General features: G+C 52.5%; 9 protein-coding genes. 7 read left to right on the plus strand and 2 right to left on the minus strand.

Annotated elements, in window-relative coordinates:
* Positions 1 to 869 precede the first annotated feature (869 nt).
* The gene (locus C442_RS15250; RefSeq protein WP_239642312.1) at positions 870 to 1,871 is read left to right on the plus strand and encodes a glycosyltransferase family 2 protein; all 1,002 of its coding nucleotides are present in this window, start codon (positions 870 to 872) and stop codon (positions 1,869 to 1,871) included.
* 308 nt (positions 1,872 to 2,179) lie between these two features.
* The gene (locus tag C442_RS15255) at positions 2,180 to 3,388 is read left to right on the plus strand and encodes a glycosyltransferase (RefSeq protein WP_008311962.1); all 1,209 of its coding nucleotides are present in this window, start codon (positions 2,180 to 2,182) and stop codon (positions 3,386 to 3,388) included.
* Between the two features lie 16 nt (positions 3,389 to 3,404).
* Here C442_RS15255 and C442_RS15260 read toward each other — a convergent pair whose 3' ends face one another.
* Complete coding sequence (locus C442_RS15260) at positions 3,405 to 4,622, minus strand: glycosyltransferase family 4 protein (RefSeq protein WP_049943027.1); 1,218 nt, start codon at positions 4,620 to 4,622, stop codon at positions 3,405 to 3,407.
* Between the two features lie 219 nt (positions 4,623 to 4,841).
* On the opposite strand from C442_RS15260, the gene C442_RS15265 reads away from it, so the two are divergent.
* The 3 genes from C442_RS15265 (at position 4,842) to C442_RS15275 (ending at position 11,213) form a co-directional block, all read left to right on the plus strand.
* Positions 4,842 to 5,834, plus strand: coding sequence for an alkaline phosphatase family protein (locus C442_RS15265; RefSeq protein ID WP_008311966.1), 993 nt, complete (start codon positions 4,842 to 4,844; stop codon positions 5,832 to 5,834).
* A 445-nt stretch (positions 5,835 to 6,279) separates the two neighbouring features.
* Entirely contained in the window at positions 6,280 to 9,147 is a 2,868-nt protein-coding gene (locus C442_RS15270; protein ID WP_049943028.1) for an Ig-like domain-containing protein, read from the plus strand.
* Between the two features lie 257 nt (positions 9,148 to 9,404).
* Positions 9,405 to 11,213, plus strand: a complete 1,809-nt coding sequence (locus tag C442_RS15275; protein ID WP_049943029.1) for a hypothetical protein — start codon at positions 9,405 to 9,407, stop codon at positions 11,211 to 11,213.
* Between the two features lie 99 nt (positions 11,214 to 11,312).
* Here C442_RS15275 and C442_RS15280 read toward each other — a convergent pair whose 3' ends face one another.
* Complete coding sequence (locus tag C442_RS15280; protein ID WP_239642313.1) at positions 11,313 to 12,800, minus strand: chitin-binding protein; 1,488 nt, start codon at positions 12,798 to 12,800, stop codon at positions 11,313 to 11,315.
* Positions 12,801 to 14,032: 1,232 nt separating this feature from the next.
* On the opposite strand from C442_RS15280, the gene C442_RS15285 reads away from it, so the two are divergent.
* Together C442_RS15285 and C442_RS15290 are read left to right on the plus strand one after the other, a co-directional pair.
* Complete coding sequence (locus tag C442_RS15285; protein ID WP_008311974.1) at positions 14,033 to 15,283, plus strand: glycosyltransferase family 4 protein; 1,251 nt, start codon at positions 14,033 to 14,035, stop codon at positions 15,281 to 15,283.
* Positions 15,284 to 15,362: 79 nt separating this feature from the next.
* Entirely contained in the window at positions 15,363 to 17,159 is a 1,797-nt protein-coding gene (locus tag C442_RS15290) for a heparinase II/III family protein (RefSeq protein ID WP_239642314.1), read from the plus strand.
* Positions 17,160 to 17,332: the final 173 nt, after the last annotated feature.

The following is a 17,332-nucleotide window of genomic DNA, read 5'->3' on the forward strand; positions in this document are numbered from 1 at the left end:
GATCAGGTGTGCATTGATTTTCAATGGCTACTATAGCCTCGTAACGACAATTCGAGAGGTGTATTTTCTGCTATGTGTGATACCTATGCTTGGCACAGTACACCTGTGACAAGCGCTTATTGTTTTCTAATACAGGATAGTGTCAAAACGTTGGTCTCCCAAGTCAGGAGGAATCTCGACTATTTTAGACGGGATACCACAGGCATTGAAGCCAGATGCCTTCTCCTTTAAACTTAATACAGTTCCGCCGCCATGATTTCTGAAGGAGAAAATGAATTGCGAAGACCGTTCGCACCTCTATCACGTCGTGCCTTCAAAAACACCGAAAAGGATCAGACTACTTCAATGACCCGCTCAAACAGGAGGGAGAAAGTAATAAGCCAACCGACAAGCTTGACGACCTGTAGCCGACGCCACCACTGCCCGTCTGCCAGCGGAGGGAACACCTCACTAGTTACGAGTAGGATCAGAAACAGTCCGACAAGGTAAACTCGAAGACCAGTGATGCCAACGACCCAGATGGTGACTAGTGAGAGCGTTCCTAGAGTCACAAACGATACGAGAAACCACTGGAACCGACTCTGGCTAGGCGCTGACATCGACATGGATGAAACCCACTTGGCCCCCGGCATATGGATTACGTACTAAAGCATAGTGAGACCTGACAAATAGTAATTCCCCTGAAAAGCTATGGTTGTGGTCGATAAGACACCGGCTAACGATACGCTGTCTTTATTATTACACGGTAGCCCCTCCGCAATCAAAAGACGATCTTGTCTGTATAATACCAATTCAGATCTGCCACCTTGGGGGGTATCACCTCGTCCAGAAAGCACTCTTGTCTGTCGGTAGCAATGTTGTACTTAACTATGCCGGCATACAAATTACAATTCAAAATTGACATGTCGGGAGAAAGCGACACGAACGGTGAGAATCCGCTTGTGAGTGTAGTAATACCTACGTATGGGAGAGACGAACACCTGCCAGCCGCGATTAAAAGTGTACTTAACCAACAGTACGACCGGATCGAACTTCTGGTCGTTGATGACGGGTCACCGACACCTGTAGCGACGACATTACCCGAGGATATTTTGAGTGACGGGCGTGTGAAAACTATCCGGCATAAAGAAAACAGGGGTGCAAACGTCGCCCGAAATACGGGTATTCAGACTTCAAATGGTGATTATGTCGCGTTCCTTGACGATGATGACCGGTGGGACGAGACGAAGATCGGGAAACAGGTCGATACGTTCATTGAATCATCATCCGAAACAGGAGTCGTTTACACATGGGTCAAACGAGAGAGCCCGACTGGAACAACGGTTTCAACCCCGTCTGCGGCGGGCGAGGTGGTCACAGATCTGCTGACCGGCGCAAACTTCGGACAGTTCTCTTCGGTTCTAGTCGACACTGATGTGATCTCCGATGCCGGGATGCCCGACGAGAGATTTCCCGCGTGGCAGGACCGTGAGTGGTTCTTCCGGCTCGCACAGGCTTGCGAGTTCCAACCGGTCACGGAGACACTTACGTATCGCCAAACTGGCCGAGAGGATAGCATCACAGCAAAGTTCGAACAGAAGCGCGACGTCGCCTATCCTCTGTTTGTCGAGAAGCACGCCAGCCTCGCAGCGGAGTACGGGAAATACTACAAGCAGACCTTTCTCGCGTCCATGCGACGCTCGCTTGCACGGTCAGCAATCCATGCTGGACGGTACGACGAGGCCCGTAAATACTTCTTACTGGCATTTTTTGCCAACCCACTCTACCGTCCTGTCCACCCCCATCTGCTACCCTCCTTGGGAGGAGAGTGGACCTACGAGGGTGTTGCGTCCTTGCGTCGGAAACTGACAGAGACAATACCTGCAAGATGAGGACGTTCTGTGGTATTGGGCTTTGGAACCCCACTCGTACCGGTTCTCAGTTGACAACATTTCTGTCCGCTCAAACAAAGCCTATCCCCTTGAAATGATTACAGATATCCGTATGAATACGCTACATCGACAAACTGGTAGGTAACACCGACTAGAATACGGTACCGATTAACTTGAACGGATAGCTTCCGCCTGATACCAATTTCTAATACACAGTCTGTGCTACTTCGATGCCATCGGCGATGTTAAGTCTGGTACCGAACGAATCCAGTGACTAACAAAGTCTATCTGACGGGTCCAACACGATAATGGACGAGCCGACGCCTTCAGACGGTGCTGGTTCTGCTGTCTCGACAGTAGCCGAACAGAATATCTCAGCTGCGACGGACGGCGACCGACCACTGCTGGCCTTCTTTATTCCGGATCTCTCTGTCGGTGGTGCAGAGCAGGTCGCGATCACAATCGCGAACGGGCTGGCCACCCGGGGGTACGACATTGACCTTCTCCTGTCACGGGCGAGCGGTGAACTCCGGTCAGAGTTGTCTGAGCAGGTCTCTATCGTCGAGCTTCCACCATCGACGACGCCAGTGGTTGGGGTGGCCGCACATCTGCCCTTCCTAGCTACATATTTAAATAAACACAAGCCGGCAGCGTTGTTTCCACATCTTGAACACCCAAGCATTGTCTCGCTCGCTCTCAATAAATTCCTTGACATCGAGACTACCGTGATTCCGACGCAGCACTCTGCGTTCGGACACGAAGTTGAGGCGACACCAAAGGATCAGATTGTCAGACGAATCGTCCCTCGGCTTTACCCCGCCTCGGATCAAATCATCAGTGTTTCTGAGGGGGTCGCAGACAGCCTCACTGACAGTACTCCAGTCGAACGCTCGGACATCTCAGTACTTTACAACCCAGTAGATGTCGAACAGATTCGTGGGCGGGCCAGCCAAACAGTCGATCACGACTGGGTAGAGAACGATGATCGGGATGTCGTCCTATTTGTTGGGCGGCACGCACGTCAAAAGAACTTGGATGGATGGGTCCGTGCGTTCGAGAAGGTAGTCAGTAGGAACTCGAATGCACGTGCAATCATAGCAGGAAAAGGACCGTGCCGAGCGAAAGTTCAGGCGACGGTCGAACGACTGGGCCTGTCAGACGTGGTGTCGCTTCCTGGATTCGTCGATAACCCGTATCGATATATGGCAAGGTCAGACGCTTTTCTCCTCTCATCCCGGTATGAAGGGCTACCGACGGTCCTGATCGAGTGTTTGGCGGTTGGATGTCCGATCGTTTCAACGGACTGTCCGAGCGGCCCAAGAGAAATTCTCTCCGATGGAGAGTATGGGACACTTGTCCCCATGGATGATGTGGATGGATTGGCTAACGCAGTCCGTGACACGCTTGCTGATCCTCCCGATCCTGACCGGTTGCGGTCCCGCGCCGACGACTTCTCGCCGCGACCTGTGTTTGACGAGTACGAGCGGTTCCTCGAAGAGCACGTCTTCACAACCTAACACTATCTGGCGGGCATTAGTCCAGGACTTCAGACATGGGGAGCTGTCCATCAGCGATGATCGATTCGTGGAGGTTCGCAAGTCGCTGACCGTGTGCTTCCCACGTCCATCCCTTCGATACCAACCGTTCCTTACCGTTTGTTCCCATCCGTTCTCGCTCTTTTGGATTGGTGATGAGACTGTTCAGGGCGGTGGCAAGCGCATCGGAGTCTTTTTTTGGGATCAAGAGGCCTGTCTCTCCGTCTACCACCTGTTCTGGGATACCGGATACGGCCGAGGCGACAACCGCAGTTTCGCTGGCCATCGACTCGTATATCGTGTTCGGTCGGCCTTCTGCGTGGCTTGGGAGCATGAAAATATCTGCGGCAGCGAACCACCGCCGGAGACCCAGCGGTGGGACTTCCCAGAGGACCCGATAGTCCTCGTGGTGGCTATCTTTGAGTTCAGCGATGAGGTTTGTGCGGAGATCACCGTAATGACCGACGAAAACGAAGGCTACGTCGTCGTTATGAATATCATCCAGGGCTTCACAAATCTCGTTAATCCCTTTCCGTTCCGTGTACCCGCCACAGAACATGATTAGTGTGGTATCTCTCTCAATTCCCAGTTCTCGCCGAATCGTCGCCTCGTTGTCCGTTGGATACCGCGCTGGGTTCGCCCCGTTTGGGAGCACAGTAGCTTTCGGTGTTTCGGTAATACTGTTGGCGATTCGTGCGAGTGATTCACTCACGCAAAAGATGCCGTCCGCGTAATTGAGAGTCTCTCTGATTTTTCTCCGACTGATCTGTGAGAGTTCATAGAAGCTGTTTAAAATTTTCCCACGCCCCATGACTGTCAGCGGGATATCGTTGCTCCTACAGTACGGCACTAACCCGTAGCCATCGTAATGGATGTGGCCAGCATGGCAGATATCCGGCGTCTCAAAGTTCGTTGAGAGATACTCCGGGAGCATTTTGGAAAACGACCGTGACGACAACGTGTATTTAAATAACTTTTGCGGTAATAAGTAGAGGAATCTAGGGTAATGGACCTCGTGAGAACTGTAATCATGTCGGCTCGGTATGTCGCCGAACTCGGAGTAGGGACCTATCGGAGGCGCTCTCGGACGAGGAGTAACGACATCTAGACTAGTGTCTGTCATACTGAGCGCCCTGATGGATCGGAAATTGAACAGCCCCATATAGGGATTAAAGGGGTCTGGATGGTTCATCGCGCTTACGACCGCATCGTACATGAATACTAACTGGAAGTGGGTCTCATTAAGTATGCAGCCGGTACTGGCTGTCCTGTTTGTGTCATCCTTGTTGAAATCTGAAAACAACAGATAAAATCCACATAAGTTTACTTGTATACTATCTATATTGAACTGCGTAACTACATTTGGGATGGTCCATTCACGATACTGTGGGTAGAATATTTATAACTATACCATCCACTGCAAAAAGTCTGCACTGTGCAGACTAATATACACGAGTGGCTACGTACCCTTACAGGAGACCAAGTAGATGGGGGCGAGGAGGGACTCCGATATTTTTTAGGTGGAGCTTATAATGGCCTATATTTCTCACTGACCACTCAGTACCCTCTCGGCACGAACATCTATGAAAAAAAGTGGGATTTACTGATCGTACTAGACGCCTGTCGTGTAGACGCGTTGCGGGAAGTCGCACCCGAATTTGAGTTTATCGACAGGGTTGATAGCGTGTGGTCCACAGGAAGCTCTTCTCATGAGTGGTTGTGTAAAACCTTCACCCAGGAACACGCAGACGAGATCTCCGACACAGTATATCTCTCTACGAATCCGCATACTCAGCCGACATTTAAAGACGGGAAACGGCCACCGCGCAAGTACGTTGTGCCGGTTACTTGGGCAGATTGGAACGTAGTGGACGAAAGCCAGTTCAAACTCCTGAAACAGCTTTCTCGCCACCACAGGTACGAGGACTCCTTCGATACGATCCCGCCGAATATCGTGACCGACCAAGCGATTCTTGCGGGACGAAAGCTCGACTTCGAGCGGATGATTCTTCACTATTATCAACCACACCGTCCGCATGTGGCATCCGCATACAGGGAACAGCGGGATATCACTGACGCTGAGGATCATCCATGGGAAGCTATCGAACGTGGGGAGATATCCAAGCAAGAGGCTTGGGAGAATTATCTGGATAACCTTCGACTAGTCCTTGGCTCAATCCGTCGCCTTCTCGGTAACATAGATGCGGAGCGGGTCGCCATCACTGCTGACCACGGTGAGTTGTTCGGAGAGATGAAACAGTACGGACATCCGGAGGGGATACCACACCCTCATCTCAAAAAGGTCCCATGGGCTATTACATCTGCCACAGATCAAAAAACCAGCAACCCGTGCGCGAGCGTTGCAGAACAAGAAAAACCATCGAAGTCAGACGTCGAGGATCGTCTAAAGCATCTTGGATATATATAATGTCTATCCTTGCTGATTGTTGAAGAGCTGAATTATTCGTTTCAGGCGATTTTCGACTGTTAGGTCAGTAGTGGGGACTATCAAATGGTAAGTATGCAGTTCACAAGATTTTGTATCGAATAACCAGATACCTATATAAAGTAACAATTTATAATACCATAGTCGGGTCGAATTCGGTACAGCATGTTAAGAGCGAACTACTTTGAGAAGGAAGTCGTTACTGGGGCAGGAAATCAGTGTGAAACGAGCAAAGTGAATTCGGGGAGATACGGCCGTCTCAGCCCGAGAAATACCATTAAGGAACTATTTACCGAGCGAAAAACGGTAACAGTAGAACCGGTCGTGAGAAATTCACTTGGAAAGATCGCAACCACTACCGCCGAGGCGTGGATGGGTTCTGACAACAGGGCAGACAAGTCTGAGGAGACTAACCGGGAGGTTTCCAATGAGTAGACCAGCCTACGTGCCCGATAGTGCTGAAGACATCACGAATCACGGTGTTGGTCGCGATCACAACCCGAATGATCCAGACCTCTCTGCCGCACGAGAAGTTTTAAACGCGCTTCATAGTGCTATGGACGCTGCTGGTCCGAACGGATCGATATTTGTTCCGGAAGGGGCCTACTACTTCGGTAGTGAGGACGTCTACTCCCTCATCAATCTGGGTGGAAGTCAGCCACGTGGCATCTCAGTTTACGGCGAGGGGCCTGCTAAGTCCACACTTGCAGTGACTGAACACATGGATCCTGCGGTTATCTCGAACCAGACGGCGTTTATCTACGACGGGGACGCAGACCATGGGGATGTCGAGATTCGTGGGCTTACGCTGGACGTAAACGCTCCCAATCTGGGCGATCTCAACCAGCACAGCGGCGGAGCAGATGGGTTCTCGCTTGCTGGTGATCCACTATCGTTCTCGCTATACAATGTTCGGATTACGGACACCTATACGCGGGGTATTAGATGCAGGCAGTACCTCTCATCCGCGAAATACTGTACCTTCGACCGGATCGGCATCGAATATCACAAAGACAGCGGATCAAATACACATCCGTTTGACTCGCTGCAGACGCCGAAAGGCAGCACCACTGTCATCGAAAACTGTAAAATAAAGAACTGTCCGGGCAGTGCAATAAATATTCGATACGGTGACGGAACCTACCGAATCCGGAACGTGTACGCCGCTGGGACAGGTAGTCAGTTCCTCAAACTCTCCGCCGGAGAGAGGGTCGAACTGCGCCGCATCAACCACACAGCATACACAGCGGAACTGGAATCGCTGCTCCCGGACGAGCCGAACGATGGATTCCTGGGTCGACACTTCATCCAGAGCCTGGGGGATCGTGGGGACACCAGCGTCACATTGGATATGGAACAAGTGTCGACGAAGAACCACACTTCGTATGCATTCCAAGTCCGTGATTCGGTGGGCGGCCCATCTGACATCACATGGATCGGCGATAGGATCGCGTTCGCCGGTTCGAACATGTACACTGATGATGAGGTCATCCGCGACCGACAGGGGGCAGCGTTCAAGAACGTTGATGTTGGCGAGATATCGGTTCACGACACCGATGCGAAGGTGTTTGAAACCGAGGACTCGTACGGCTCTATCGCCACGCTCTCCACGGGTGACGTCGGTAGTGTCGGAAGTATGGGGGACATCAATGTAGGCAGTCACCTCTCTGGAGGGAGCCAGCTGAATGTGGATGTCCCAAGCGAGGACGAGGTAGGAGTGAAGAGCCAGAGTAGTACAGAGGAGGAAACGACTACTACTGAGACCGTAGACGACTCACAGAACGACCTCCCAGACTGGACAGCCCGGTGGGGCGGTGACCCTTCGGATTGGTCAGTCGTCTCGAATGATTCAACAACGGGCGACGCATATGTCGAGTTCAGTGCCAGCTCAGTTAATTCGCATGCAATGTCTTGGGACGATGTCGGTGAAAATACCGATATCGAGGTACTTGGACTGGTCCGTGTCAGCTCGGAAGACAGCGATGGCGACGGCTGGGGCCGTTTGATCGGCCGGGGAGGCACCGACGCCAGCGGAAACATGGTCGGTTATTCGGCCTGGTTTGTTCGAAGCGATGGGAGCGTCAAGCTCCGAGTTGAGAAGGACTTCAATGGGTCACAAACCACACTTGGCGAAACTGTAGCCAATTCAAACCCCCTTGATGAATGGAGCTATCTCCGGCTCCGTATCAATGGTTCATCTGTGCAAGCCAAAAACTGGAGCTATGGCGCAACCGAGCCTGATTCGTGGGACATAGACGTAACTGACGGGGACGTCACTAATCCGGGATGGACTGGGATCGGCTCTTGGTCGAGTGACACTCAGATGTTTGACTTCTTCAGCGTCGGTACCAGCGGTGAACCAGCCAGGCTCGACGACGCCAGGCCGGAAATCGCGTGGCAACAGCCCCTTTCTGAAGAAACAGTAGACGGTACAGTCACCTTGAAAATCAGCGTAACTGATGCCGAAGACGCTGCTGGCACCCCCACCGTCGAATATCGCGTCGACGGTGAGACGTGGTCGACTGCGTCGTTCAACTCGGATACGGGATACTATGAGGCCAGCTGGGACACCTCAGGGCTATCAGACGGAACCCACACGCTTGATGCCACGGTGACCGACTCAGCCGGGAACACCGATTCGAGCAGCATTACCGTTACCACTGACAATAGTGGGGCCAGTCCTGTTGTCAACGGTCTATCTGTTTCACAGGTCGAGACAGATACTACGGATGCGGCCTTTGCGATTGACTGGGAGGTCAGCGATTCGGACGGAGATCTCTCAACCGTCGATCTGGGCCTGTACGATGAAACCAACAACGAGCAGGAAAATACGAAGAGTGTTGATGTCTCGGGTGGCTCAGCTACAGGAACAACGGATCTCACAGCGAGTGGAGACGACGGAACTGGAAACGAGTACACCATTGTGCTGACCGCGACAGACAATAATGGAAACGGCACGTCTGCTACCGCGTCAGCGTCCGCATCTGGTGACGGCTTGAAACCGCAGATCGGACGATTCAGTGTCTCTGAATCCCAAAAAGGTGACGGCAAAGCTAATATCACTGTCGTGTGGGACGTGCATAGTAGTGATAGCGAACTCCGGTCAGTTGACATCGATGTCGCTGATTCAGATGCCGTGGTAGAGAGCGTCCAGTGGGAAGTCAGCGGAAATACGGCTTCAGACATCGATATGTTCAACATCGAGCAGGTCACCGAGAGCAACTACAGCATCGCACTCACAGTGGTCAATAGTAGCGGGAAGTCTGTCTCTACAACCAAATCGGTAAGCGTCTAACAGCGGGACACACTGTCATTCGTCTCGTATCTCCGCGATAATCTGTGTGGGATGTAGGCTCTGTTTGCATTTTTCTCGGAAGAACAATAAAACGCTACAGTACAGGATAGGCGCTCCAAAACAGGTTAGGAGCGCACTAACAATCATATTGACCATTCTATGGGCGTACAATACAAATGGTGCATACGTTCTCGACGAATACTAGACCGGTCGATACAGATATCAATTCGCTGGGCAACACCTGTGGGTAACAATTCATGAGTGAAAACTCCGAACAGACCGTTTTCACTCACTCGAGAACTACGGGAGCCATTGCAGTTGTCGGTGTCCTGCTACTTTCGATATCAACGGCTATTGCGGTAATTTCCCCTCCAGCCACCGAGTACGAGATATCGCTCTACGAATCATATCCGACTTCATTCTGGGGTTGTATCATCGGGTCTCTGTTTTCCGGGTCACTGTTGATATTTCGAAGCATCGGGAATTCGAACGAACGGTCGTGGGTCTTCGGCACTTCACTTATGTTGGCTACCGACGCGTTACTGCTACTGATGCCTCTCATACGGGGATATGTGATGTACGGAGATGCCGACCCGCTGACGCACCTCGGATACGTACAGGACATCGTCAACACAGGCACTACTGGGGCTAACATCTACCCTCTCGCTCACCTGCTTGTGCTCGCTACTGCCGACGCTACTGGACTGGAGGCTATGACATTAGCGATGCTGACGCCGGTGATTTTTTCCGCGGTATATTTTGGAGGAATGGTTTACCTCTTGTTTCAGGTAGCCGATTCGCGAAGTGGTTTCCTTCTGGGTCTCCCCTTCGTCTTGCTACCAATACTTGGATACAGCCATTCGCTGTTTCGTCCATTCGACTTTAGCATCCTGTTGATCCCGGTTGTTTTGTACCTCTTTTTCAAGAGCCAGCGGCATCCTACTCCTGCAATTAGAGCGGTTCTGGTACTCACACTCCTGAGTACTCTCCTCTATCACCCGCTAACCGCTGTGTTCGTTACAGCAATCTTTATGCTGTACTATATTGTTCAGTATATTCCAAGAATACAGACGATATATCAGAGTCCGACGAGCGCCTTTGGGCTCTCGCTTGCGGTTATCATGAGTTGGTACTCGAATTTCCCTGGCGTTATACTGCGGTTCGATACTATCTATCGTGTCCTCTTCGGGTCGGATAGCAGCGATGCACCCGTTCAGGCGTACGCCCAAACTGCACAGGAGGCCACACCATCCCTGATCGATATTGTTCAGTTCATTACGTTCAGATTTGGGACCGAAATGGTACTGTTTGGTCTTGGCGGGGGCCTGTTCGGAGTCGCTCTTCTGTTCGGTCTTAAAAAGGGAGACGTGCTGGACACGCGGACCACTATGATGGGGGCAGTTGTAGGCGTGTTCGGCACTAGTGGACTCTTGTTCCTTCTTCTCGACCTGATCGTCACACAGGAGCGCCCCTGGCAGGTGGCCAAAATTGGCGCGGTGCTTTTGCTTGGACCCTTGTTCCACATAATTCGGATCCGCCTCGGGCAACCCAGCCGGTCGTTACTTGCCCGCAGCACAAAGCCAGCGATCACTCTTACAGTATTGGTACTCATTGTACTGTCCACGCTCACACTGTTTCCATCACCGCTGTCAGGAATGACTAACGACCAGGTCACAGCGATGGAAGTCGAGGGCAGCGAGTGGCTCACCGAACACGAGACCGGAAACAGAGAGCTCTATCATTTCGATATAGAGTACCGACGGTTCCACCACGCAGAACACGGTGTGAGCGAAGGGCTACCATTCTGGGAGGTGTTTCTCCCACCCCATTTCAATTACACAACCAGTCAGTACTTCGGCCAGAACTACGGTAGCGGTAAGTACGTGATGATCAACAGAAAAGGCCGAATCTTCTATCAGGAGACGTACCCGGATTATCCGCAGCGGTGGAAATACACGTCACAGGATTTCCAGCGTTTTAATCGGGACAGAACAGTTGACCGATCCTACGACAACGGTGATATCAGGATCTATCTGGCTAACGGAACCAAGATGGAGGGGACGTAGCAAAACCACTACAGGATCGAATCCTGTCTGAGTATGCCAGACTGGATTTTCTCATTCAATTTAATTGCCACTTCAATCACCTCCTGAACAGGAGTTGGATCACCTCTTCCGGTTACCCGAATTTACGGTTACGTCTTCACCGGAGGCGACTGAGCTCACTCCTACCTCTTTTATGCTGGGAACCGATGGACTGAAGCGTTCTTGGCCTTGGTTGTTTGCGTTGATGGTAACGTCACCTGCGTTCCCAATTCCATCTGTGTTGGAGTGGTTGAATGTATCTATCGTGCCTTGAGAACTGGTGAACATGAATGCCTTAGCCTTCGAATTGTGTATAGATAGCCGATCAATGTCGATGTTGGAGAACTTCCCAACGCCATGGTCGCGAATGACTGCCTCGTCCCGAACACGGTTGGTATTATAAATCGCAATCATGTCTCCCTTCCATATCACGTTCATCGGGCCATCTCCGATGGCGTCCTGTGCTTGGAACGCGTAATCAGACATGTCTCTAGAGAGAACGTTGTCCATGATGACGGTCGTCGGAGTGGTTCCTCGGTTCCCGAGGTTATTAATGAAAAACCGGCCGTGGAAATCGGGCCCGATATCCCGCTTATCGACCTTCTGCTCTAAAGAGGGGGTGTTCGCTCTGTGATAGATGTTTTTCAGTTCTATGACCTTGCCCGCGGACATTTTACACAGCCCAGACCCCGTACCACTGATATAGCAGTTGTGAATTTTGGTGACTCCATCGCCAAATCTAATATTGATCGCGTTTCCGGCACAGTCGATGAAACAGCTGTTCTTGACAGTAAACTCGTCGCCTGCCTGCGGTCGGACAGAGATATGGTGAGAGTTCGATTTTCCGTTGGTCGCGTTGTGGCGCCCGATTCCGTTATCCTGGAACGTACAGTTTGTGACTGATCTGAGGACAGCACGGCCACGAACCCCCGCTAAATGCCACCCTCGTATCCATGCGCGCTTGAGATGGAAATTACCGTTTTTCGACATTTGGAGTCCCCAGGAGCCCCCGTTGTTCTCGGCGAGTCCGCTGACGTTTTCGTAGTTCCCGTCCAGTTTGACATCTGCGATCTCGACGGTCCCGTGATCGTATCCGTCGTACCAGATAAAGCCGCTCTGGTTTGGACGATTTTCACCAGAAGCGTGTCTGGTAATTGCCAATGTTGATTTGTTCGCCCCCTCTCCGATGATAGAAATACCAGCAGGCACGGTTTCACCGAACTCCACGTACGGGCTATAGCCTGAATCGTCACCGCCAAAATAGTACTCTCCTTCAGGAACAAATATTGTTCCTCCATGGCCGGCAGCCCTTGCAGCCTTGAGAATGGCGTTGAGATTTCGCTTCGCTGCTGCCGCACTGAGATCGTTCGGATTCGGCTCCGAACCGTAGTCACTGATATTTTCGGCGTCTTGGACTACTTCTGGCTCATCAGTCGGTCCCGTGGGCGTTGCAGTCTGCTGAACCGACGCCTTAGCAGACTTTTCAGTCCTGCTCCCGTCTGGTGGTTCACCAGCACCCCTATCGAAACCCGGTAACCAGGTGTAGAGTAGGCCTGTGATGATAGTCACTATACTTCCAACGAAAGCGATAAGTCTGCGTCGACTGACCTCCCCAGAGCCACTTGTCATATCAAATATGCGAGAGTTGTGATACCCGATATATTGGATCGATTGGAGTGGTACAAACGATGGAGGAACGTGATCATTGCTCTCGTCTCAAGGTAATATGCTCGGGACATTAGTATAGGCTTCCTACATAGAAACTCGAATAAAGTCCTCAGTCCTATCTTTCGCATTCCCTTCGACGGGAGCCAAACTCACTTTCAAAATTCAAATGCTGGTTTTAAATACACATGGCACGGTTGAGAGAGTTGCTGAGATGTACTGAAGCCTGAATAGCTTCCATCTTTGGTATAGTGGAAATGATATCGGTCAGTTATATTAATATCAAACGAAAGGCATACTTGGAATCCTCTTATGAGTTCTCCTCGACTCTGGCCCATGCACCGGGGTCACTGTTCAGTTCAGAACAACGTTTTGCATCGCTCTGAGGCAACTCGTTAAACGAAGGACTGTAAGTTCCCTTACACGTACTCACTAAAATCCGTCATGTGAGTGTTGCTCTCTTGACCGAACGAGGTACTTGCACCTAGACTCCCCACTCCGATGGCTGCGGTTATCGCTGCTAGCCCGAACTGGAAGAAAGATCTCCGGTTAAGATGAACTTTACCTCTCTCATTTGCTGTTAGAGTGGTTGTGCGTCCCGGAATCTTGTTATCGTCAGCAGTTGGTTTGTGCTTATCGGACATACACATATGAGTGGAGTAGGTATATACTAATTAGCCGTTCTCACACGGTATAAACGTACTACGTGTGTCTTTACTTCCCATGTACTTAGAGTAGTTATCAATTATACCCTCAAAACCCATCGACTTGATACGCAAGACAATTAGATATAATATGGTAATTGTATTATATTTACAGTAGGATATAGTTACCGGGCGGGTCGGGGCGGGTTGATGTGGTTTAGAGGCTGAGATCTGCTATGTGCAGGTGGGGAGACCGGTTTACTCGAAACAAAGCAATGTTACAGACCGAGATAGAGCAACTTCAAGAGAACACATAACGGACTCAGCTTCGGCACGCCTCGGGAGTATCAGATGTATACTAATATTCCCGTCAAGGATACAGTGCAACGATTCGATGTCGATGAGCAGCGATAGGCCAACGGACACGGTACCATCGTCGAGATGGAGAGAAGCATCTAAGATTGGGACAGCCGCCGTACATAATCCGCTCCGATGACGACTGACTGTGTCATCGTCTCTCAGCGGTATCCCCCGGAAAAGGGAGGCAATGCCTCCAGAATTCACGACACAGCTGTTAATCTTGATGACGACTTCGACGTGACAGTCCTGGCGCCGTCCCTCTGTTACCCACCGGGAAACTTCGAACGGACTTGGAAGCGTAAGCAGATAGAATGCGATAAGGGAGTCGTCGTCCACCGACTGTGGACGTGGCAGCCACAGCGAGAGAACCCCTCTCTGCTCCGGCGGCTCCCTTACTACCTCATATTCGCAGTCCATGCGGCACTCTGGTTAGTCATGAATTTCCGGCAGTACGACGTTGTCATGACATCTACGCCACCGATCACTACTGGGTTCCCCGGACTCGTGGCTGCTGCCATCGGGAACCCCTGGGTAATCGATGTCCGCGATCTGTGGATTGAGAACTCGATCGCCCTTGGATACATTACAGCAGACAGTCCACTGGTAAAAGCCGGTCGCACGTTCCAGCGTCTTGCGTTACGCTCCGCTGATCGCATCACGGTAACGACTGAGACGCTCGGAGATGCAGTCGCTGACACGTACGGCAACGATCTCCGGGATCGGATCCGAGTCATCCCAAACGGTGTAGACACCGACCGGTTCTCGTCAGTTTCGACCGCTGAAGAAAACGACTCGCGAATCGTATACACCGGGAATATCGGGAGTGCACAGGCACTCGAACCGTGTATCCGGGCAATGCAACACGTCTCAAGTGACGATGCCGTACTCCAGTTGGTCGGTGACGGGGATGAGGTGTCTCGGCTCAAGGGTGTAGTGGAGCGACTCGATCTTGAAGACCGCGTGGAGTTTGTCGGATTGGTGGACCGTAAACGAATCCCGGAGATCCTTGACAGCGCAACTGTCGGATTGGCCCCGATAAAAGACAGTCCAGAGCTGGACTACGCGATACCCACGAAGCTCTACGAGTACATGGCGTGCTCGCTACCCGTCGTGGTTACTGGGAGGGGGGAAATCAAGCGGTTCGCGACGGATACAGACGCAGGTGTCCACACAGAACCCGATCCCGAGAGTATTGCGGCAGCGATTGACACCCTCCTCGAAAACCCCGATCAGCGGGTGGCGATGGGTCGAGACGGACACCGAGTCGTTTCCGAAGAGTATGACCGGCAGGCCATCGCGGGCCGACTGGGTGAGGTGTTCCGGACGGTGACAACGTGCGAACAGCAAGAATTGTACACGGCCCCAAGTACTGACGATGACTGAGTCCCTGCAGACGCTTCCGAAAGCGGTCAGGTTGTACGGACACACACTCACACAGTTGGAGCCTGCTCAGCTACTCGGAATGGCTGAGCGAACGACTCGGAACTCCGTCCTCACGCGACTCCCGCTCGACTTCGACGGGCGATACGACGCCGCGATTCCCCGAGCCCTCTCAGTGGCGACCAGTCCGGTCGAAACGGACCTCGACCTGCTTCGGGGTGAACTTTCAAAGTCGACCGTCCGGATGTTCCAGCAACGGAGTCGCCAGGCGGCCGACGGCAACCTGACGTTCCTCAACAGGAGGATACAGTTTCGGTCGCCAGACCAGCCTAACTGGTTCGACGACCGGTTTGACGACTATCCGTTGCTCTGGCCGCTGAAACTATACGCGTTCGAACCTCTCCGCTGGGCGACGCTGGGGTTCAAAGACCCACAGGCGGCCCCCGACAGGGTTGTCGAGGTGTTCGACCAGTGGGTGCGGGACTGGGCCGATAGTATCGAAATCGGTCAGCCGGGCTACCTTCGAAATGCGTGGACGCCGTGGGCAGTATCCCTCCGTATTCAAACTCTCGTTCGATACCTCGCGTGGCGAACTGGGGGCACCCAGGAAGGCGTTCCAGCGAGACTTATTGAGGTGCTTGCTCGAGAGATATATCGGAACTCGCTCTTCCTCACGAACCACATTGAGGGTGATGTCGGCGGCAATCACCTCGTCGAGAACGGGCTTGCACTGCTCATGGCCGGACTCACCTTCTCAGAGGATAATAATTCATGGGTTTCAAAGGGAATCTCTATTCTCGGCCGTACAGGGGCTAAACAGTTTCTCTCCGACGGGGGGCACTACGAGCGGTCGCCGATGTATCATGCAATCGTTACAACGCGATACGTGACAGCGTGCTCCGTACTGACCGCCAGTGATCGCACGGTCCCCAACTGGCTGGCAGCGATGACAAGGCAGGCTGTAGCGTATCTGCGATACCTCTGTCCCCCAGACGAGCGGCTCCCGCTGTGTAACGACGCCGTGTTCGGTCAGGCGCTTCCGCTTGCCGACTGTTTGGAGTACGCTGCTGCCGCCGGGTTCGGTTCCGATGACCGTCCCGCTCCGGCTCACAGTCCAGCGAGCGGGGAGTCAGGGTACTACTGGCTCGATACGAACCATGGACGTCTGTTAGTGGACGGCGGCCCCGTCGGACCCCCGCATTTACCCGGTCACTCACATAACGATATGCTGAGTGTCTTGCTCTGGGTCGATGGACACCGTGTGCTTACTGATACGGGTGTGTATGATTATGCCAGCGACGAACGGCGACAGTACGTCAGAAGTGTTGCTGGACACAATACGGTTCAGGTCGGCGATACGGAGCCGATAGAGATCGGTGGAAAGTATCTGATGGGGGCGCGAACGGAACCGACGGTACGCTACGAGGAGACAGAACCGGCGGTTTTCGACGGATGCTACGAGACAGCGTCTGATGCACCAGCGTCGTATCGACACAACAGGACAATCGTTGCGGCGGACGGCTGGTGGCTTGTTCGCGATATGCTCAGTGGACCCGACACTGAGACAGAGCCGAGCATCTCCCGCCTCCACTTCCACCCGGACATTGCCGTCACAGTCGACGAGTCTGGACCAATACGTGCGTCCCACCGGGCAGCCACCGACGATGACCCGCCCTTGCTGAGTGTCTACCCGCTGGGTACCAGCGACGTTCGCACCACTACAACCCAATACTTCCCCGAGTTTGGCGTCGCCCAGGAGCGACAGACAGTGGAACTACGGTCCGGTCCCGAATCAGGGACAACAGCTTTCGGGTATCTTCTCGCCCCGGGAGCCAGCGGTGGCGATATATCTGGCTCCTCGGGCGATGGTGAGGAATAACCGCCAGCGAGCTACGACCGCTAGCCCTCTGATACAGTCGATTTCGGTCACTTCAGAGTATGTATAATCCTGAACTCGAAACTGGACCACCCGCTTTCCATTTGGTTTCGTGGCTAAGGGAATGATTCAATCGTAGGGGGTGGGCGAGAAGTCGCCTGCGTCGGAGCGATCTA

The organism is Haloarcula amylolytica JCM 13557, assembly GCF_000336615.1.
GTDB lineage: Archaea > Halobacteriota > Halobacteria > Halobacteriales > Haloarculaceae > Haloarcula > Haloarcula amylolytica.

What these genes read in the sequence shown, in the direction of transcription:
- C442_RS15250 (WP_239642312.1), top strand. Translation starts at nt 870, where the DNA reads ATGCCGGCATACAAATTACAATTCAAAATTGACATGTCGGGAGAAAGC.
- C442_RS15255 (WP_008311962.1), top strand. Translation starts at nt 2,180, where the DNA reads ATGGACGAGCCGACGCCTTCAGACGGTGCTGGTTCTGCTGTCTCGACA.
- C442_RS15260 (WP_049943027.1), bottom strand. Translation starts at nt 4,622, where the DNA reads ATGTACGATGCGGTCGTAAGCGCGATGAACCATCCAGACCCCTTTAAT.
- C442_RS15270 (WP_049943028.1), top strand. Translation starts at nt 6,280, where the DNA reads ATGAGTAGACCAGCCTACGTGCCCGATAGTGCTGAAGACATCACGAAT.
- C442_RS15275 (WP_049943029.1), top strand. Translation starts at nt 9,405, where the DNA reads ATGAGTGAAAACTCCGAACAGACCGTTTTCACTCACTCGAGAACTACG.
- C442_RS15285 (WP_008311974.1), top strand. Translation starts at nt 14,033, where the DNA reads ATGACGACTGACTGTGTCATCGTCTCTCAGCGGTATCCCCCGGAAAAG.
- C442_RS15290 (WP_239642314.1), top strand. Translation starts at nt 15,363, where the DNA reads ATGGCTGAGCGAACGACTCGGAACTCCGTCCTCACGCGACTCCCGCTC.